Annotated in this window: 18 protein-coding genes and 1 tRNA gene; 13 read left to right on the forward strand and 6 right to left on the reverse strand. The window is 66.0% G+C overall.

Annotated features, from left to right (window positions below; all coding sequences use genetic code 11):
- Window positions 1-35: 35 nt before the first annotated feature.
- From H0X90_RS23280 to hisC, 5 genes are all read left to right on the forward strand, one after another.
- Window positions 36-112 (forward strand) — tRNA-Gln (locus tag H0X90_RS23280).
- 44 nt (window positions 113-156) lie between these two features.
- Window positions 157-1,119: a ribose-phosphate pyrophosphokinase gene (locus H0X90_RS23285; protein ID WP_006483739.1), complete on the forward strand. Its 963-nt coding sequence runs from the start codon at window positions 157-159 to the stop codon at window positions 1,117-1,119.
- Window positions 1,120-1,280: 161 nt separating this feature from the next.
- Entirely contained in the window at window positions 1,281-1,886 is a 606-nt protein-coding gene (locus H0X90_RS23290; protein ID WP_006483734.1) for a 50S ribosomal protein L25/general stress protein Ctc, read from the forward strand.
- A 120-nt stretch (window positions 1,887-2,006) separates the two neighbouring features.
- Window positions 2,007-2,606, forward strand: coding sequence for an aminoacyl-tRNA hydrolase (gene pth, locus H0X90_RS23295; protein ID WP_077189741.1), 600 nt, complete (start codon window positions 2,007-2,009; stop codon window positions 2,604-2,606).
- A 116-nt stretch (window positions 2,607-2,722) separates the two neighbouring features.
- Window positions 2,723-3,790, forward strand: coding sequence for a histidinol-phosphate transaminase (gene hisC, locus H0X90_RS23300; protein WP_077189742.1), 1,068 nt, complete (start codon window positions 2,723-2,725; stop codon window positions 3,788-3,790).
- A gap of 77 nt (window positions 3,791-3,867) precedes the next feature.
- Here the strand turns inward: hisC and H0X90_RS23305 are convergent, their stop codons facing one another.
- The 3 genes from H0X90_RS23305 to rsmD form a co-directional block, all read right to left on the reverse strand.
- Window positions 3,868-4,134, reverse strand: a complete 267-nt coding sequence (locus H0X90_RS23305; protein ID WP_043206196.1) for a YfhL family 4Fe-4S dicluster ferredoxin — start codon at window positions 4,132-4,134, stop codon at window positions 3,868-3,870.
- Between the two features lie 59 nt (window positions 4,135-4,193).
- On the reverse strand, window positions 4,194-4,691 hold the full coding sequence (gene coaD / locus H0X90_RS23310; protein WP_006477773.1) for a pantetheine-phosphate adenylyltransferase: 498 nt from the start codon (window positions 4,689-4,691) through the stop codon (window positions 4,194-4,196).
- A gap of 111 nt (window positions 4,692-4,802) precedes the next feature.
- Window positions 4,803-5,417, reverse strand: coding sequence for a 16S rRNA (guanine(966)-N(2))-methyltransferase RsmD (gene rsmD / locus H0X90_RS23315; protein WP_006483748.1), 615 nt, complete (start codon window positions 5,415-5,417; stop codon window positions 4,803-4,805).
- A gap of 216 nt (window positions 5,418-5,633) precedes the next feature.
- Here rsmD and ftsY point away from each other — a divergent pair, with 216 nt between their 5' ends.
- Window positions 5,634-6,788, forward strand: coding sequence for a signal recognition particle-docking protein FtsY (gene ftsY, locus H0X90_RS23320; protein WP_077189743.1), 1,155 nt, complete (start codon window positions 5,634-5,636; stop codon window positions 6,786-6,788).
- An 83-nt stretch (window positions 6,789-6,871) separates the two neighbouring features.
- Here ftsY and maiA read toward each other — a convergent pair whose 3' ends face one another.
- The gene (gene maiA / locus H0X90_RS23325; RefSeq protein ID WP_006499022.1) at window positions 6,872-7,516 is read right to left on the reverse strand and encodes a maleylacetoacetate isomerase; all 645 of its coding nucleotides are present in this window, start codon (window positions 7,514-7,516) and stop codon (window positions 6,872-6,874) included.
- A gap of 179 nt (window positions 7,517-7,695) precedes the next feature.
- Between maiA and ybiB the strand changes: the two genes are divergently transcribed.
- On the forward strand, window positions 7,696-8,670 hold the full coding sequence (gene ybiB / locus H0X90_RS23330) for a DNA-binding protein YbiB (protein ID WP_006483732.1): 975 nt from the start codon (window positions 7,696-7,698) through the stop codon (window positions 8,668-8,670).
- Between the two features lie 368 nt (window positions 8,671-9,038).
- Window positions 9,039-10,685, forward strand: coding sequence for a 2-isopropylmalate synthase (leuA, locus tag H0X90_RS23335; protein ID WP_006499025.1), 1,647 nt, complete (start codon window positions 9,039-9,041; stop codon window positions 10,683-10,685).
- Between the two features lie 143 nt (window positions 10,686-10,828).
- On the opposite strand, the gene H0X90_RS23340 is transcribed toward leuA, so the two are convergent.
- Together H0X90_RS23340 and pagL are read right to left on the reverse strand one after the other, a co-directional pair.
- Window positions 10,829-11,212, reverse strand: a complete 384-nt coding sequence (locus H0X90_RS23340; RefSeq protein WP_006483747.1) for a nuclear transport factor 2 family protein — start codon at window positions 11,210-11,212, stop codon at window positions 10,829-10,831.
- 45 nt (window positions 11,213-11,257) lie between these two features.
- The gene (gene pagL, locus H0X90_RS23345; protein WP_006483740.1) at window positions 11,258-11,827 is read right to left on the reverse strand and encodes a lipid A 3-O-deacylase PagL; all 570 of its coding nucleotides are present in this window, start codon (window positions 11,825-11,827) and stop codon (window positions 11,258-11,260) included.
- A gap of 360 nt (window positions 11,828-12,187) precedes the next feature.
- Between pagL and rpoH the strand changes: the two genes are divergently transcribed.
- The 5 genes from rpoH to cydX all read left to right on the forward strand — a co-directional run bounded on the left by rpoH (window position 12,188) and on the right by cydX (window position 16,679).
- The gene (gene rpoH / locus H0X90_RS23350) at window positions 12,188-13,123 is read left to right on the forward strand and encodes an RNA polymerase sigma factor RpoH (RefSeq protein WP_006483735.1); all 936 of its coding nucleotides are present in this window, start codon (window positions 12,188-12,190) and stop codon (window positions 13,121-13,123) included.
- Window positions 13,124-13,489: 366 nt separating this feature from the next.
- The gene (gene cydP / locus H0X90_RS23355) at window positions 13,490-13,756 is read left to right on the forward strand and encodes a cytochrome oxidase putative small subunit CydP (RefSeq protein WP_006499026.1); all 267 of its coding nucleotides are present in this window, start codon (window positions 13,490-13,492) and stop codon (window positions 13,754-13,756) included.
- Window positions 13,746-15,326 carry a cytochrome ubiquinol oxidase subunit I gene (locus H0X90_RS23360; RefSeq protein WP_006483728.1) on the forward strand — a complete coding sequence of 527 codons (1,581 nt, stop codon included), beginning with the start codon at window positions 13,746-13,748 and terminating at the stop codon, window positions 15,324-15,326. Before cydP ends, H0X90_RS23360 begins: the two co-directional genes overlap by 11 nt.
- Before the next feature lie 31 nt (window positions 15,327-15,357).
- On the forward strand, window positions 15,358-16,494 hold the full coding sequence (gene cydB, locus H0X90_RS23365) for a cytochrome d ubiquinol oxidase subunit II (protein WP_006483746.1): 1,137 nt from the start codon (window positions 15,358-15,360) through the stop codon (window positions 16,492-16,494).
- Between the two features lie 62 nt (window positions 16,495-16,556).
- Window positions 16,557-16,679 (forward strand): cytochrome bd-I oxidase subunit CydX, encoded by a 123-nt coding sequence (gene cydX, locus H0X90_RS23370; protein WP_006483737.1) that lies wholly within the window; start codon window positions 16,557-16,559, stop codon window positions 16,677-16,679.
- The last annotated feature ends 458 nt before the right edge of the window (window positions 16,680-17,137 follow it).

The raw sequence follows: 17,137 nt of genomic DNA on the forward strand, positions 1-17,137 counted from the left end.
CCTACACGAGTTCGGTGAAGTTATCAGTTAAGTGTAGGGGAGTCGCCAAGTTGGTCAAGGCACCGGATTTTGATTCCGGCATGCGAGGGTTCGAGTCCTTCCTCCCCTGCCAAAAATTTTCCCGCATTTCCCGCCCAAGCCTGAAGCAGGTGCACGATGAGCAGCCACAGCCATGATGGCCTGATGGTCTTTACTGGCAACGCGAATCCCGCGCTCGCCCAGGAAGTCGTCAATATCCTTGGTATCCCCCTCGGCAAAGCAATGGTCAGCCGTTTCTCCGACGGCGAGATCCAGGTCGAGATCCAGGAAAACGTGCGCGGCAAGGACGTCTTCGTCCTGCAATCCACATGCGCACCGACGAACGACAACCTGATGGAACTGATGATCATGGTCGATGCGCTCAAGCGCGCATCCGCTGGCCGGATCACTGCTGCCATCCCCTACTTCGGCTATGCCCGTCAGGATCGCCGCCCGCGTTCGGCGCGCGTCGCGATCTCGGCGAAGGTCATCGCGAACATGCTGGAAATCGCCGGCGTCGAGCGGATCATCACGATGGATCTGCACGCCGACCAGATTCAAGGCTTCTTCGACATCCCGGTCGACAACATCTACGCCACGCCGATCCTGCTGGGCGACCTGCGCAAGCAGAACTACTCGGATCTGCTCGTCGTGTCGCCGGACGTCGGCGGCGTCGTGCGTGCCCGTGCACTCGCGAAGCAGCTCAACTGCGATCTCGCGATCATCGACAAGCGTCGTCCGAAGGCGAACGTCGCCGAAGTGATGAACATCATCGGTGAAGTCGAAGGCCGCACCTGCGTGATCATGGACGACATGGTCGATACGGCCGGCACGCTGTGCAAGGCCGCGCAAGTGCTGAAGGACCGCGGTGCGAAGCAGGTGTTCGCGTACGCGACGCATCCGGTGCTGTCCGGCGGCGCCGCCGATCGCATCGCCGCGTCGGCACTCGACGAGCTGGTCGTCACCGATACGATTCCGCTGTCGGCCGAATCGCTGGCCTGCTCGAAGATCCGCTCGCTGACGAGCGCGAGCCTGCTGGCCGAAACGTTCTCGCGGATTCGCCGCGGCGATTCGGTGATGTCGCTATTCGCGGAATCCTGATCGCGAATCGACTGAACAAAGCATGCGCAGAAAGCGAAGCGGCGACGCTTCGCTTTTTGCACAATCGGACGGGATAGACGAAACCCCGGCCGTTTCATCGGGGGCCGCCAGTTGATGGCCCCGTTTTACTGCCTGGTCGCGGGCAGCCATTGGAGAATCACATGAAAGTCGTCGCTTTCGAGCGCCAACAGCAAGGTACGGGTGCGAGCCGCCGCCTGCGCAACGCCGGTAAGACCACGGGTATCGTTTACGGTGGCGAAGCAGCCCCGCAAAAGATCGAACTCGATCACAACGCCCTGTGGCACGCCCTGAAGAAGGAAGCTTTCCACTCGTCGATCCTCGACCTCGAAGTGGCCGGCCAGTCGCAACAGGTTCTGCTGCGCGACGTGCAATACCACCCGTTCAAGCAACTGGTGCTGCACGTGGACTTCCAGCGCGTCGACGCGAAGAAGAAGCTGCACACGAAGGTGCCGCTGCACTTCCTGAACGCTGAAGTCAGCCCGGCCGTGAAGCTGTCGAGCGCGATCGTTTCGCACGTCGCGACGGAAATCGAAGTCGAGTGCCTGCCGGCTGCCCTGCCGGAGTTCCTCGAAGTCGACCTGTCGAAGATCGAAGCCGGTCAGTCGCTGCACGCGAAGGACATCGCACTGCCGAAGGGCGTGACGCTGGTCGCGCACGTCGACGCGGAAAACCCGGTTGTCGCCTCGGCGACGGTCCCGGCTGGCGCCGTGTCGGACGCAGCAGAAGGCGAAACGCCGGCTGCCTAAGCGGCTGCGTACGCGCCCCCTCGATCCGTTTCACGAAACGGTCGACGCAACCCGCCGCGGCTTGCCCGGCGGGTTTTTCTTTTTCTGCGCCCAGGCGGCCGTTGCCGCCTTCGAAACGTCATGATCAAACTGATCGTCGGCCTCGGCAATCCCGGGGCGGAATACACCGCGACGCGCCACAACGCCGGCTTCTGGCTGATCGACCAGCTCGCCCGCGAAGCCGGCACGACGCTGCGCGACGAACGCCGCTTCCACGGCTTCTATGCGAAAGCGCGCCTGCATGGCGAGGAAGTCCATCTGCTCGAGCCGCAGACCTACATGAACCGCTCCGGCCAGTCGGTCGTCGCGCTCGCGCAATTCTTCAAGATCCTGCCCGACCAGATCCTCGTCGCGCACGACGAGCTCGACCTGCCGCCCGGCACCGTGAAGCTGAAGCTCGGTGGCGGCAGCGGCGGCCACAACGGCCTCAAGGACATCACCGCGCACCTGTCGTCGCAGCAATACTGGCGGCTGCGGATCGGCATCGGCCATCCGCGCGACCTGATTCCGGAAAGCGCGCGCGCTGGCGCGAAGCCCGACGTCGCGAACTTCGTGCTGAAGCCGCCGCGCCGCGAGGAGCAGGACGTGATCGACGCATCGATCGAACGCGCGCTCGCCGTGATGCCGATGGTCGTCAGGGGCGAACTCGACCGCGCGACGATGCAGCTGCATCGCAATTGACGCCCGTCGCACCCGCCTGGCGCATCGGCCGTCCGGCGCAACCGGGCGGCCTCGTCCGCCCCACCGCGACGCGCACATGCGGTAATCTCGACGTTTTGCCCGACAGGAGCCAAGCGGTGAGCCGTTACTGGAGCGACGTCGTTCAGCAACTCGTGCCTTACGTGCCGGGCGAACAGCCCGCGCTTGCGCACCCCGTCAAGCTGAACACCAACGAGAATCCCTATCCGCCGTCGCCGCGCGTCGTCGCGGCGATCGCCCGCGAACTCGGCGGCACCGGCGACACGCTGCGCCGCTATCCGGACCCGGTCGCGCGCGCGCTGCGCGAGACGGTCGCGGCCCATCACCGCATCAAGCCCGAACAGGTGTTCGTCGGCAACGGCTCCGACGAGGTGCTCGCGCACACGTTCCAGGCGCTGCTCAAGCACGACCGGCCGCTGCGCTTCCCCGACATCACGTACAGCTTTTATCCGACCTACGCGCGCCTGTACGGCGTCGAGACCACGGTCGTGCCGCTCGCGGACGATTTCTCGATCCGTGTCGACGACTATCTCGACGACGCGGGCGGCGTGCTGTTTCCGAACCCGAATGCACCGACCGGGCGCGCGCTGCCGCTCGCGGACGTCGAACGGATCGCGGCCGCGAATCCGTCGTCGGTCGTCGTGATCGACGAAGCGTACGTCGATTTCGGCGCGCAGTCGGCCATTACGCTGATCGATCGCCATCCGAATCTGCTCGTCGTGCATACGACGTCGAAGGCGCGCTCGCTCGCGGGCATGCGCGTCGGCTTCGCGTTCGGCGATGCGACGCTGATCGACGCGTTGAACCGCGTAAAGGACAGCTTCAACTCGTATCCGCTCGACCGGCTCGCGCAGGTCGCCGCGCAGGCCGCGTACGAAGACACCGACTATTTCAACGCCACCTGCCGGCGCGTGATCGACAGCCGGGCGCGGCTCACGCAGGCGCTCGACGCACTCGGCTTCGAGATCGTGCCGTCGGCCGCGAATTTCGTGTTCGCGCGCCATCCCGCGCACGATGCGGGCGCGATCGCGGCGAAGCTGAAGGAACGGGAAATTTTCGTGCGGCACTTCCGGCTGCCGCGGATCGACCAGCATCTGCGCATCACCGTCGGCACCGATGCCGAATGCGACGCGCTCGTCGCGGCGTTGCGCGAGCTGCTGGCCTGATACGGAAGAACCGGCGCCGAATGGCGCCGGGCTGAAAGCGCGACGCGCGCGCCACTCAAGCGCGCGTCAGCGCCGGATCACGACGCGTCGCCGCCCTTCACGGCGATCAGCGCGTGGTACTTCTCCATCAATTGCGCATGCGATTCGTCATGCTGCGGATCGCGCGGAATGCATTCGACCGGACACACCTGCTGGCACTGCGGTTCGTCGAAATGGCCGACGCACTCGGTGCACTTGTTCGGGTCGATCACGTAGATGTCCGGGCCCATCGAAATCGCGCCGTTCGGGCACTCGGGCTCGCACACGTCGCAATTGATGCACTCGTCGGTAATCATCAAAGCCATACTGATCTCACTTCTTCAGGCCGGCGGCCGGCTTCGCAACGAAACCGGCCGGCGCCGCATCACGCGGCAGGGCCTCCCATCGCGGTGACCTTCTCGGTCAGCCATTTCTCGACGGACGGAAACACGAATTTGCTGACATCGCCGCCCAATTGCGCGATTTCGCGCACGATCGTCCCCGAGATGAACTGGTACTGGTCGGACGGCGTCATGAACATCGTCTCGACGTCGGGCAGCAGATAGCGGTTCATCCCCGCCATCTGGAACTCATACTCGAAATCGGACACCGCGCGCAGCCCGCGCACGATCACGCGCGCATTGTTCACGCGGACGAAATCCTTCAGGAGGCCGGTGAAACTCATCACCTTCACGTTCGGGTAATGGCCGAGCACCTCGTTCGCAATCGTCAGACGTTCCTCGAGCGAGAAAAACGGCTTTTTCGCGCGGCTGTCGGCAACGCCCACCACCAGCGTATCAAAAATGCTCGACGCACGCCGCACGAGGTCTTCGTGCCCGCGCGTCAGCGGATCGAACGTACCGGGATACACGGCGACTACCATGTCGCTCCTCCTGTCATCACGCAAACGGGATGGCAGCCGTGCGATGCACGCGCCGCTGCCGAGATGGGCATGCGTCGCCTTTGCGGCGCGCCGCCTCGTATGGAACGCGCATTATTCATCATTTTCGCGCCGCAGCAAATGATAGTGAACCGCACCGGCCTTGCCGTGCTTCACCACCTGCCAGCCTGCGAGCGCGTCGTGCGCGGCCGGATCGAGTTCCGCCCCCGTTTCGACGTACAACGCGCCACCCGCCGCGACGAGCGGCGCCGACAGCGCGATCGCACGCTCGAGCGCGGCCAGGTCGTCGAACGGCGGATCGAGGAACACGACGTCGAACGCGCCCGGCGTCAGGCCGGCCGCGAGCCGCAGCGCATCGGCTTCGGCGATCTCGACCGAACGGGCGCCGAGCTTGTCCTTGATCGCCCGCAACTGCTGCGCGGCGCGCGGATGACGCTCGACCATCACGACGCTCGCCGCGCCGCGCGACGCGGCCTCGAAGCCGAGCGCGCCGGTGCCCGCGAACAGGTCGAGGCAGCGGCGGCCTTCGAGATCCTGGCCGAGCCAGTTGAACAGCGTCTCGCGCACGCGATCGGGGGTCGGGCGCAAGCCGTCGAGATCGAGCACCGCGAGCGGCGTGCGTTTCCAGTCGCCGCCGATGATGCGGATCGTGTGCGGCTTGCCGCGGCCGGGAGAGGCCGCGGGGCGGCCGGAAGAGGAACGGGACATACGGGATATCGACAACGGAGGGACCGGGCACGCGCAGGGGCGCGCCGCCAAACAGGCGCACGTTACCACAGCGGCGACGCGCACTGACGCGAGCGCCACGCCGCACTGATAAAATGCACGGTTTCGGCCGCCGTGCGCCGCGCCCGCGCGAACGCAGAACGGCCCGTCCGGCGCCCCGCTCCCGGCGGCGGCCCGCCCTCTTCCCGACGTCAGACCATGTTCAGTTTCTTCAAACGATTCAAGAAAACGCAGGAGCCCGATCCGGCGGAATCGCAATCGGCCGACGCGCAGCAAGCGGACGAAGCGTCCGACGCGCCCGTGCTCGACGCGCCGCCCGCGGCCAGCGTGCCGCCAGCGCCCGCGCAACCGGCTGCGCCGGCCGTCGTGATGACCGTCACGCCGACCAACGACGGCCGCGACGAAGTCGTCGAGACGGTCGAGATCGTGCCGCCGCCGCTGCAGGACGCGTCCGCGAAGAAGTCGTGGCTCGCGCGCCTGAAGACGGGGCTCGCGAAGACGGGCTCGAGCATCACCGGCGTCTTCGTCAACACGAAGATCGACGAGGATCTGTACGAGGAGCTCGAAACCGCGCTGCTGATGTCCGACGCGGGCGTCGACGCGACCGAATACCTGCTCGGCGCGCTGCGCGAAAAGGTGCGCGCGGGCCGGCTCACCGATCCGCAGCAGGTGAAGGCTGCACTGCACGACCTGCTCGTCGAGCTGCTGACGCCGCTCGAGAAATCGCTGATGCTCGGCCGCGCGCAGCCGCTCGTGATGATGATCACCGGCGTGAACGGCGCGGGCAAGACGACCAGCATCGGCAAGCTCGCGAAGCACCTGCAGAGCTTCGACCAGTCGGTGCTGCTGGCTGCCGGCGACACGTTCCGCGCGGCCGCGCGCGAACAGCTGGCGGTCTGGGGCGAGCGCAACAACGTGACGGTCGTGCAGCAGGAGAGCGGCGATCCGGCCGCGGTGATCTTCGACGCGGTCAGCGCCGCGCGCGCGCGCAAGATCGACGTGATGATGGCCGACACGGCCGGCCGCCTGCCGACGCAGCTGCATCTGATGGAGGAGCTGAAGAAGGTGAAGCGCGTGATCGCGAAGGCGCACGACGGCGCGCCGCACGAAGTGCTGCTGGTGATCGACGCGAACACCGGCCAGAACGCGCTCACGCAGGTGAAGGCCTTCGACGACGCGCTGGGCCTGACCGGCCTGATCGTCACGAAGCTCGACGGCACCGCGAAGGGCGGGATTCTCGCCGCGATCGCGCGGCAACGGCCGGTGCCCGTCTACTTCATCGGCGTCGGCGAGAAGGTCGAGGACCTGCAGCCGTTCAGCGCGGTGGAATTCGCGGACGCGCTGCTCGGCTGAACGCCGCCGGCCTGCATCGCACGGGGCGCCTTCGGGCGCCCTTTTTCATGCGCGCCCGATCATGCTCGCCACGGGCGCCGCGCTCATTCCGCGTCAGGCTGCGCGCCCGGCTCGGCGGCCTTGAACGCGTCGATCGTCGCCGCATGGTCGACGATCCGCTGGATCGTCGGGAAGCGCGTCGTGTCGATCGAGAAGCGGTTCGCGTTGAACACCTGCGGCACGAGGCACACGTCGGCGAGCGTCGGCGTGTCGCCGAAGCACAGCTTGCCGGTGCGCGGGTCGTTCGCAAGACGCGCCTCGAGCGTTTCGAAGCCCGCCTCGATCCAGTGCCGGTACCACGCGTTCTTTGCGTCCTCGGGCACCTTCAGCGTGTGCTTCAGGTACTTGAGCACGCGCAGGTTGTTGAGCGGGTGGATTTCGCACGCGATCTGCAGCGCGACCGCGCGCACGTACGCACGATCGACCGGCTGCTTCGGCAGGAGCGCGGGCTCGGGATGGGTTTCGTCGAGATATTCGATGATCGCGAGCGACTGCTGCAGCGTCGCGTCGCCATCGATCAGCGTCGGCACGACCGCATCCGGATTCAGCGCGCGGTACGCGTCCTTCAGTTGCTCGCCGCCATCGCGCAGCATGTGCACGGGCGCATAGTCGAACGGCAACTGCTTGAGGTTCAGGGCGATCCGCACGCGGTACGACGCGGAACTGCGGAAATAGCTGTAGAGCTTCATGGGATGTCTCTCGTAGTCGTATTCGGCCGGCAGCGGCATGGGCGCGGCGCAGCCGGTGCGCGCGCCGCCGGGAACCAGAGTGTAGCGCGGCACGATGCGCGCCCGCGCCCGTGCGATACTCGGGACATTCCTCACCGCTCACCGCGCGGCCCGATGCCGGCCGCCCGCCCCACGTTCCGATGACCGCTTCCCACGATCCCGCCGCCGCTCCGTTCCCTTGCGCCCGCTTCATCAAGGAAATCGGCCGCGGCCCGCACGGCGCGCGCGCCCTGTCCGCCGAGGACACGTTCACGCTCTATCGCGCGATGCTCGATGCGCGCGTGTCGGACGTCGAACTCGGCGCGATCCTGATCGCCTATCGGCTGAAGGGCGAATCCGCCGACGAACTGGCCGCGATGCTCGCCGCCGCGCAGGCGTCGTTCGAGCCGGTGCACGTGCAGGACGCCGCGTTCCGCCCGGTGTCGATTCCGAGCTACAACGGCGCGCGCAAGCAACCGAACCTCGTGCCGCTGCTCGCGCTGCTGCTCGCGCGCGAAGGCGTGCCGGTGCTCGTGCATGGGGTCGAGCAGGATCCGGGCCGCGTGACGAGCGCCGAGATCTTCTCGGCGCTGTCGCTCCCGCCGTCGACGTCGCACGATGCGATCGAGGACACGCTCGCCGAACGCCGCGTCGCGTTCGCGCCGATCGACGTGCTGGCGCCGCGCATCGCGCACCTGCTGTCGATGCGCAGCGTGCTCGGCGTGCGCAACTCGACGCATACGCTCGTGAAGATCCTGCAGCCGTTCGCGCCGGCCGGCCTGCGGCTCGTCAACTACACGCACCCGCCGTACCGTGACAGCCTCGCGCAGCTGTTCCGCGATCATCCGGACGCCGCGCTCGGCGGCGCGCTGCTCGCGCGCGGCACCGAAGGCGAAGCGGTGGCCGACACGCGGCGCCAGGTGCAGGTCGACTGGCTGCATGACGGCGTGTGCGACACGCTGATCGAGGCCGAGCGTTCGTCGACCGACGCACCGCCCGTCGCGCTGCCCGAGTCGCGCGATGCGGCGACCACGGCCGCGTGGACGGACGCCGTGCTGCGCGGCGAGGTGCCGGTGCCCGACACCGTGGCGCGCCAGGTCGCGACGATCGTGCAGGTCGCCCGCATCGCGCGCTGACGACCTGCCCCTTTATCCCGACATTTGACACGCGAGCGCATCCTGGCATAGAGTGGCCGTCATGCGTTCCTTTCCGAACACCCTCCGAATTACCTCCGGCCGCCTAGCGCGGCCGCTATCGCTACGACTAGCCTAAGGCTGTCGTAGCGCCGTGTGCTGTTCGCACGGTCCTCCCAGCAGTTCCTCGCAGTACCCCTCTCGCAGTTTTTACAACCCGAAGTCGTCAGCCTTCGTCCGTCTATCCGTCGGCCGATTCGCGAAGATCATCCGCATCCGCGGCGCCATCGTGCGCCGGGATGCGAGGCAGCGCCAACCGTCGCCCATGCCGCCCCGTCTTCGCTCGCGACTTGAGACCCGAGGTCCAGAAGATGATGCGCAATCCGCAAGACAAGTACCGTCCGTTCGAGCCCGTTCGCCTCAATGGCCGCCGCTGGCCGGCCCGCACCATCGAGCGTGCGCCCGTGTGGATGAGCACCGACCTGCGCGACGGCAACCAGTCGCTGATCGAGCCGATGAGCATCGAGCAGAAGCTCGAGTTCTTCGAAATGCTGGTCGCCATCGGGTTCAAGGAGATCGAAGTCGGTTTTCCGTCGGCGTCGCAAACCGACTTCGATTTCGTCCGCAAGCTGATCGACGACAAGCGGATTCCCGACGACGTGACGATCGAGGTGCTCGTGCAGTCGCGCGAAGACCTGATCGCCCGTACGTTCGATGCGCTCGAAGGCGTGCCGCGCGCGATCGTGCACCTGTACAACGCGGTCTGCCCGTCGTTCCGCCGCATCGTGTTCGGCATGTCGAAGAACGACGTGAAGGCGCTCGCGATCGACGGCACGCGCATCATCAAGGCACACGCGGCCGCGCGCCCGGAGACGCACTGGACCTTCCAGTACTCGCCGGAAACCTTCAGCATGACCGAGCTGACGTTCGCGCGCGAGATCTGCGACGCGGTCGCGCAGACGTGGCGCCCGACCCGCGACCACAAGATGATCGTCAACCTGCCGGCCACCGTCGAGGCCGCAACCCCGAACGTGTTCGCCGACCAGATCGAATGGATGGACCGCAACCTCGCGTATCGCGACAGCATCGTGCTGTCCGTGCATCCGCACAACGATCGCGGCACCGCGGTCGCGGCGGCCGAACTCGCGCTGCTCGCGGGCGCCGACCGCATCGAAGGCTGCCTGTTCGGCAACGGCGAGCGCACCGGCAACGTCGATCTCGTCACGCTCGCGCTGAACCTCTACACGCAAGGCATCGACCCGGGCCTCGACTTCTCCGACATCGACGCCGTGCGCCGCGTCGTCGAACGCTGCAACCAGATTCCCGTGCATCCGCGCCATCCGTACGCGGGCGACCTCGTGTTCACCGCGTTTTCCGGCTCGCACCAGGACGCGATCCGCAAGGGCTTCGCGCAGCAGCGCCCCGATGCGATCTGGGAAGTGCCGTACCTGCCGATCGACCCGGCGGATCTCGGCCGCAGCTACGACGCGGTGATCCGCGTGAACAGCCAGTCCGGCAAGGGCGGCGCGACCTTCCTGCTCGAACGCGGGATGGGCTTCACGCCGACGCGCCGCGTCCAGATCGAGTTCAGCCATGCGGTGCAGACGCTCGCCGACGCATCGGGCGAGGAAGTGACGGGCGACACGATCTGCGCGCTGTTCGCGCGCGAATTCTTCGAGACGGACGGCCCGGCCGCGCGCCACGGCATCGGCGCGCGCTGGCAAAACCGCGAGATCGCGCTGGCGCCCGCCGCCGACGCGACGCCCGACGACGCCGTGCGACGTTTCGCCGCGGCATTCGCGAGCGCCGCCGGCGCCACGATCGACATCGCGTCGTGCGAATCCACGCGCACGGCGGACGGCCGGGTCGCGGTATCGGTCGGCTGCCGGGTCGGCGACGCGCCGCTGCGGCACGGTGTCGGCGTGCACGCCGATGCGGCGAGTGCGGCGCTCGATGCGGTCGTCAGCGCGATCAACCGCTCGGCATGGCACTGCGCGGATCGCCGCGCGGCGGCCTGAACGCGGGGCTTCGATGCAGGGTTGAAACGTCAGCGAGCGGGGCGTGACCGCCCGTGCGACGCGCGATCCGCGCCGCACGCGGCAACAAAAAGCGGCTCAGAAGGCCGCTTCGGTCGGGACATGAAAAAGCGCGTTACCCGCGCTCACGCCTCGGTCGCGCACCGCGTCGCCTGCCACGCGAACAGGCTCCAGCGACCGTGGTCGTGCGTGTGGACGGACGTATAGGCAATCGGGAACACGAGGCCGCCGTTGTTGGTTTCCATCTCGATCAACGCGCGCCCCGTGACGACGCAGGTCTCGTCGCCGACCGGCAGCACGTCCTGCGACTGGATTTCGATCTGGCGATAGCGGCGGCGGCCGGCGACGATGGCGTCGATGAACTGCTGCTTGGTTTCGCGTTTGCCGTTGGTATGGACGAAAAACACCTTGTCCGACAACAGCGCGTCGAGCGCCTCGCCGTCGCCGTCCACCATCGCCCGGAACCGGTCGCGCTCGAGCGCGCGGATCGCATCGACCACCTTCGCCATCGCCTGACTCCTCGGCAACGCGCCCGCCTTGCACGGGCGTACGGATCAGAAGTTGTACTGCAGGTAGAACTGGTGGAAATTTATACCAGGATTCGGCTCTTTGATACCCGCGTTAGACACATGTTCAAAACGGTAGCCGACCTGATACTGTTGCCGTTGGCCGAACTGCACGCCCACGCCGCCCGTCGGCGCGAACTGGAACGCGGTCGACAGCGAGAAATTGTCCGAGATCGTCGGGTGCGTCAGGAGCCGGACGCCGCCGCCCGCCTCGATGAACGGGCGAATCTGCCCGCTGCTCTTGATGAAGCGGAACATCGGCGTCACGCCGAACTCGCCGATGCTGCTGTGGACGTTGCCGCCCGTGTGCCAGTAGCCGGCATGCCCTTCGACGACGAACGCGAAGTGCCAGCCGCCGACTTCCCACCAGTTCCAGCCCGGATCCCACACCACGCCGATATCGGCCTTGTCGACCCCGTGACGATCCGAAAACCCGCCGCCCGCCTGGATCCCCCAGCGATCCGCGAAAGCCGCACCCGATCCGCCCAGAAGAGACGCTGCCAGCATCGCATGCAGCACCAGCCGGCTGCGGGGCCGGCGATTCTTCTTATTGTTCATCTGACACTCCAACTTTGTGGGTTGAATGGAGCCTGCCGCAACGGCCGGGCCCGAGCGAACTGAATGGTATGGTAAAGGACTTTTCGGATCGGCATCACGAAACGAAATGGCTTCCTTCCAAAACGACAAAAATCGAAATCGTCTACTGATTCCCATCAGAAACAACGGCTTACGGAACTTCGTGGCGCCACCCTGGTCGCAGAATGGACTATCGGCTCGGCTGGTTCGATAGAAAAATGGGGAACTCCGATGCCCCCGCCCGCTCTAAGGAATTAGCACTCACCTTGCGGGAGTGCTAAGATGATCCACGGAATCTCATTCGAGACCGGGGGTTTGTCCCTGATTCCAAAGGAGTTTTTAGTGAGCAACGCCCTGACCCTCCCGAACACCCTGAGCCCGACGCCGGCCAAGGCCGAATCGGCAGGCTCGCTGGCGCTCGCAGCCCAATCGATGTTGCCCGGCCAGCTCGGCAACATCGACGCGTACATCCAGGCCGTCAACCGCATCCCGCTGCTGACCGCCGAGGAGGAACGCCGCTACGCAACCGAATTCCGCGACGACAACAACCTCGACGCGGCGCGCCGCCTCGTGCTGTCGCACCTGCGTCTCGTCGTGTCGATCGCGCGCAACTATCTCGGCTACGGCCTGCCGCACGGCGACCTGATCCAGGAAGGCAACATCGGCCTGATGAAAGCCGTGAAGCGATTCGACCCGGCGCAAAACGTGCGCCTGGTGTCGTATGCGATTCACTGGATCAAGGCCGAGATCCACGAGTACATCCTGCGCAACTGGCGCATGGTGAAGGTCGCGACGACGAAGGCGCAGCGCAAGCTGTTCTTCAACCTGCGCAGCCACAAGAAGAGCATGCAGGCGATGACGCCCGAGGAAATCGACGGCCTCGCGCAGGAGCTCAACGTCAAGCGCGAGGAAGTCACCGAGATGGAAACGCGCCTGTCGGGCGGCGACATCGCGCTCGAAGGCCAGGTGGAAGACGGCGAGGAGTCGTACGCGCCGATCGCCTACCTGGCCGACTCGCACAACGAGCCGACCGCCGTGCTCGCCGCGCGTCAGCGCGACATGCTGCAGACGGACGGCATCGCGCAGGCGCTCGACGCGCTCGATGCACGCAGCCGCCGCATCATCGAGGCGCGCTGGCTGCACGTCGACGACGACGGCTCGGGCGGCTCGACGCTGCACGATCTCGCCGCCGAGTTCGGCGTGTCGGCGGAACGCATCCGCCAGATCGAAGCGAGCGCGATGAAAAAGATGCGCACGGCGCTCGCCGAATACGCGTAAATCGCGGCAATTTAGAGCGCTTCGTCGAAAACCGCTGCCTGACCGGCAGCGGTTTTTTTTCGTCCGTTTTTCCGCTGCTTTTCACCCGCTTTTCAACGCGTTTCACACGCCGTTTCTACGCCGATTAATTGACCTGATTCATCGGATATTGCGTCATTTGCAGCGCCCTTCCGCATAACCTTGATCCACCTCAATTTTTACCCCACGCTTCGCGACGGTCTGCCGCAGCGCAGCACTCGGCAGCGGAAAGCCGTCCTTTTAAAATTGGCATGTCAGGCGCAAAAGGATTAAAACAGCTTCACGGCCGTCACCAATCCGACGTAAAGTCGCCCCCAATCCGATCTCAATCGATTCAGGATAATCGCCTTGATCTCGATCAATAAAGAGCCTTCGCGGCCGGCCGGCACGATCGGCTGGCGCGCGCGCATCGCCGCGTGGGCACGCGGCCCCACCCTCGCCCGCGACATCGCGCTGGTGCTGATCGTCAAGCTGATCCTCCTGATGTCGCTCAAATACGCATTCTTCAATCATCCGCAGGCCGAGCACATGTCGTTGCCGCCTGCCGCCGTGGCCGAGAAGTTGCTGTCGGTGCCGGCGCCTGCATCTACCGAGGGAGACCACCATGATAAGTAGCGAAGTCGTCGATCTGTCACGTCTGCAGTTCGGCATCACGGCGCTCTACCACTTCCTGTTCGTGCCGCTGACGCTCGGCCTGTCCTGGCTGCTCGTCATCATGGAAGCCGTCTACGTGATGACCGGCAAACAGGTCTACAAGGACATGACCCAGTTCTGGGGCAAGCTGTTCGGGATCAACTTCGCGATGGGCGTGACGACCGGCATCACGCTCGAATTCCAGTTCGGCACGAACTGGTCGTACTACTCGCACTACGTCGGCGACATCTTCGGCGTGCCGCTCGCGGTCGAAGGCCTGATGGCGTTCTTCCTCGAATCCACGTTCGTCGGCCTGTTCTTCTTCGGCTGGAACCGCCTGTCGAAGGTCAAGCACCTGGTCGTCACGTTCCTCGTCGCGCTGGGCTCGAACCTGTCCGCGCTGTGGATCCTCGTCGCGAACGGCTGGATGAACAACCCGGTCGGCGCCGAGTTCAACTACCAGACGATGCGCATGGAGCTGACGAGCCTGTTCGACGTGCTGTTCAACCCGGTCGCGCAGGTGAAGTTCGTGCACACCGTGTCGGCCGGTTACGTGACGGCCGCGATGTTCGTGCTCGGCATTTCGTCGTGGTACCTGCTGAAAAAGCGCGACGTCGACTTCGCGCTGCGCTCGTTCGCGGTCGCGGCCGGCTTCGGCCTCGCGGCCACGCTGTGCGTGATCGTGCTCGGCGACGAATCGGGCTACACGACCGGCGAAGTGCAGAAGATGAAGCTCGCCGCGATCGAATCGGAATGGGAAACCCAGCCGGCGCCGGCATCGTTCACGCTGATCGGCATCCCGAACCAGAAGGAAGAGCGCACCGACTACGCGATCAAGATCCCGTACGCGCTCGGCCTGATCGCGACGCGCTCGATCGACGAGCCGGTGATCGGCCTGCGCGAGCTCGCGAAGCACAGCGAGGAACACATCCAGAGCGGGATGGTCGCGTACGGCGCCTTGCAGAAGATCAAGGAAGGCGACACGAGCGACGCGACCCGCGCGCTGTTCGACCAGCACAAGCAGTATCTCGGCTACGGACTGATGCTCAAGCAGTTCACGCCGAACGTGGTCGATGCGACGCCCGAGCAGATCAAGGCCGCCGCGAAGAAGACGATCCCGCCGGTCGCGCCCGTATTCTTCTCGTTCCGGATCATGGTGTTCCTCGGCTTCCTGTTCCTCGCGACCTTCGTCGCCGCGTTCTGGTTCTGCGCGCGCCGGCAGCTGCTGCAGGACAACCGCCGCTGGTTCCTGCGCTATGCGGTGTGGGCGATCCCGCTGCCGTGGCTCGCCGCGGAATTCGGCTGGGTCGTCGCCGAGCTCGGCCGCCAGCCGTGGACGATCGCGGGCATCCTGCCGACGCATCTGTCCGCGTCCAGCCTGACGTCGACGGACCTGTACCTGAGCCTCGCCGGCTTCATCGCGTTCTACACGGTACTGTTCATCATCGAGATCAAGCTGATGTTCAAGTACGCGCGCCTCGGCCCGTCGTCGCTGCATACCGGCCGCTATCACCACGAACTCGCCGCCGCCGGCGAGCGGGCCGCGGTCTGAGCACGCCCTCGCAACCGAACAAGGAATCGCTATGGACTATGCAACTCTCAAGCTGATCTGGTGGCTGCTCGTCGGCGTGCTGCTGATCGGCTTCGCCGTCACCGACGGCTTCGACATGGGCGCGACCGCGCTGCTGCCGTTCCTCGGCAAGACCGACGAGGAGCGCCGCATCATCGTCAACACGGTCGGCGCGACGTGGGAAGGCAACCAGGTGTGGCTGATCACGGCCGGCGGTGCGATGTTCGCCGCGTGGCCGCTCGTCTACGCCGCGTCGTTCTCCGGCTTCTACTTCGCGATGCTGCTCGTGCTGTTCGCGCTGTTCTTCCGGCCGGTGGGCTTCGACTACCGCAGCAAGCGGCCCGACCCGCGCTGGCGCGCGGGCTGGGACTGGGGCCTGTTCGTCGGCGGCTTCGTGCCGGCGCTGGTGTTCGGCGTCGCGTTCGGCAACCTGCTGCAGGGCGTGCCGTTCAAGTTCGACAGCGACCTGCGCGTGACCTACTACGGCGGCTTCTGGGCGCTGCTGAACCCGTTCGCGCTGCTGTGCGGGCTCGTCAGCCTCACGATGCTCGTCGCGCACGGCGCCGCGTTCATCAAGATGAAGACCGACGGCGTGATCGCGCGCCGTGCGTCGATCGCGCTGCGCGTCGCGTCGTTCCTCGCGGTCGTGCTGTTCGTGCTGGCCGGCGTGCTCGTCGCTTCGTATATCGGCGGCTTCCACATCACCCACGCCGCGCCGACCGACACCGTCGCGAACCCGCTGCTCAAGGACGTCGCCGCCGGTTCGGGCCTCTGGCTCGCGAACTACGGCGAGTATCCGTGGATGATCGCGGCGCCCGTCGTCGGGATCGCGGGCGGCGTGCTCGCGCTGCTGCTCGCCGGCTCGAAGCAGGAGAAGACGGCGTTCTTCTGCACGGGCCTGATGATCGTCGGCGTGATCCTGACCGCCGGCTTCTCGATGTTCCCGTTCATCATGCCGTCGTCGCTCGACCCGCGCAGCAGCCTGACCGTGTGGGATTCGACGTCGAGCCACATGACGCTGCAGGTGATGCTGTTCGCGGTGATCGTGTTCCTGCCGATCATCCTGCTCTACACGAGCTGGGTGTATCGCGTGATGCGCGGCAAGGTCACGCACCAGACGCTCGAAGAGAACAAGCACTCGATGTATTGACGCACTGAACCGGGCCGGGGCGCGCAGGCGCCCTCGCCCACCGTTTCGCAAGGAGTCGGATCATGTGGTATTTCAGCTGGATTCTCGGTATCGGCGTCGCGCTGTCGTTCGGCATCGTCAACGCGATGTGGCTCGAAGCGCGGCAGAAGCCGCAGGAAGCGCCGGTGCGTGCGCGCCGCGACTGACGCAGTGACGCACCGCGCGCGATACGCGCGGCCGCCGTCCGACAACGGAAAGAACCTCGCTTCGCGCGAGGTTTTTTTTCGTCACGGCCGCGCCGGCGGGACGTCGCACGGCGATGCCAATTTAGCGCCAGATTGATACCACTTGAATACCAATAAAAGGTTTCATAAGATCGTTGGACACGGCCGCTGACAGGCCGATTCCTTCTGGGTGGGGGAGACATGCGAATCCCGTGTGTGGCGTGCGCGTGCGCGCCGTGTCGACGTCCGCATGCCACGGCGCGTGCCGTCGTCGCGCTCGTGCGCGGCCAACCGCGCGCCGTCGATTGCGGCCGTCTCGCCGCTGCAGCGAACGCCGCGAGCCGCCGATGATTCCGCGCACGCCGCCGCGCCGCGCCGACCGGCACGCATGCCCGCCTCCCGTTCCGTAACGCACGCGCCCGCGTGCCGAATGCGCGCGG

It is taken from the genome of Burkholderia sp. 9775_39 (assembly GCF_015712225.1).
In the GTDB taxonomy this organism is placed as follows: Bacteria; Pseudomonadota; Gammaproteobacteria; order Burkholderiales; family Burkholderiaceae; genus Burkholderia; species Burkholderia cenocepacia.

Bases quoted from the DNA above. Each gene is read 5' to 3' on its own strand.
- H0X90_RS23285 (WP_006483739.1), top strand. From the start codon at position 157: ATGAGCAGCCACAGCCATGATGGCCTGATGGTCTTTACTGGCAACGCG.
- H0X90_RS23290 (WP_006483734.1), top strand. From the start codon at position 1,281: ATGAAAGTCGTCGCTTTCGAGCGCCAACAGCAAGGTACGGGTGCGAGC.
- pth (WP_077189741.1), top strand. From the start codon at position 2,007: ATGATCAAACTGATCGTCGGCCTCGGCAATCCCGGGGCGGAATACACC.
- H0X90_RS23305 (WP_043206196.1), bottom strand. From the start codon at position 4,134: ATGGCTTTGATGATTACCGACGAGTGCATCAATTGCGACGTGTGCGAG.
- coaD (WP_006477773.1), bottom strand. From the start codon at position 4,691: ATGGTAGTCGCCGTGTATCCCGGTACGTTCGATCCGCTGACGCGCGGG.
- rsmD (WP_006483748.1), bottom strand. From the start codon at position 5,417: ATGTCCCGTTCCTCTTCCGGCCGCCCCGCGGCCTCTCCCGGCCGCGGC.
- ftsY (WP_077189743.1), top strand. From the start codon at position 5,634: ATGTTCAGTTTCTTCAAACGATTCAAGAAAACGCAGGAGCCCGATCCG.
- maiA (WP_006499022.1), bottom strand. From the start codon at position 7,516: ATGAAGCTCTACAGCTATTTCCGCAGTTCCGCGTCGTACCGCGTGCGG.
- ybiB (WP_006483732.1), top strand. From the start codon at position 7,696: ATGACCGCTTCCCACGATCCCGCCGCCGCTCCGTTCCCTTGCGCCCGC.
- leuA (WP_006499025.1), top strand. From the start codon at position 9,039: ATGATGCGCAATCCGCAAGACAAGTACCGTCCGTTCGAGCCCGTTCGC.
- H0X90_RS23340 (WP_006483747.1), bottom strand. From the start codon at position 11,212: ATGGCGAAGGTGGTCGATGCGATCCGCGCGCTCGAGCGCGACCGGTTC.
- pagL (WP_006483740.1), bottom strand. From the start codon at position 11,827: ATGAACAATAAGAAGAATCGCCGGCCCCGCAGCCGGCTGGTGCTGCAT.
- H0X90_RS23360 (WP_006483728.1), top strand. From the start codon at position 13,746: ATGATAAGTAGCGAAGTCGTCGATCTGTCACGTCTGCAGTTCGGCATC.
- cydB (WP_006483746.1), top strand. From the start codon at position 15,358: ATGGACTATGCAACTCTCAAGCTGATCTGGTGGCTGCTCGTCGGCGTG.
- cydX (WP_006483737.1), top strand. From the start codon at position 16,557: ATGTGGTATTTCAGCTGGATTCTCGGTATCGGCGTCGCGCTGTCGTTC.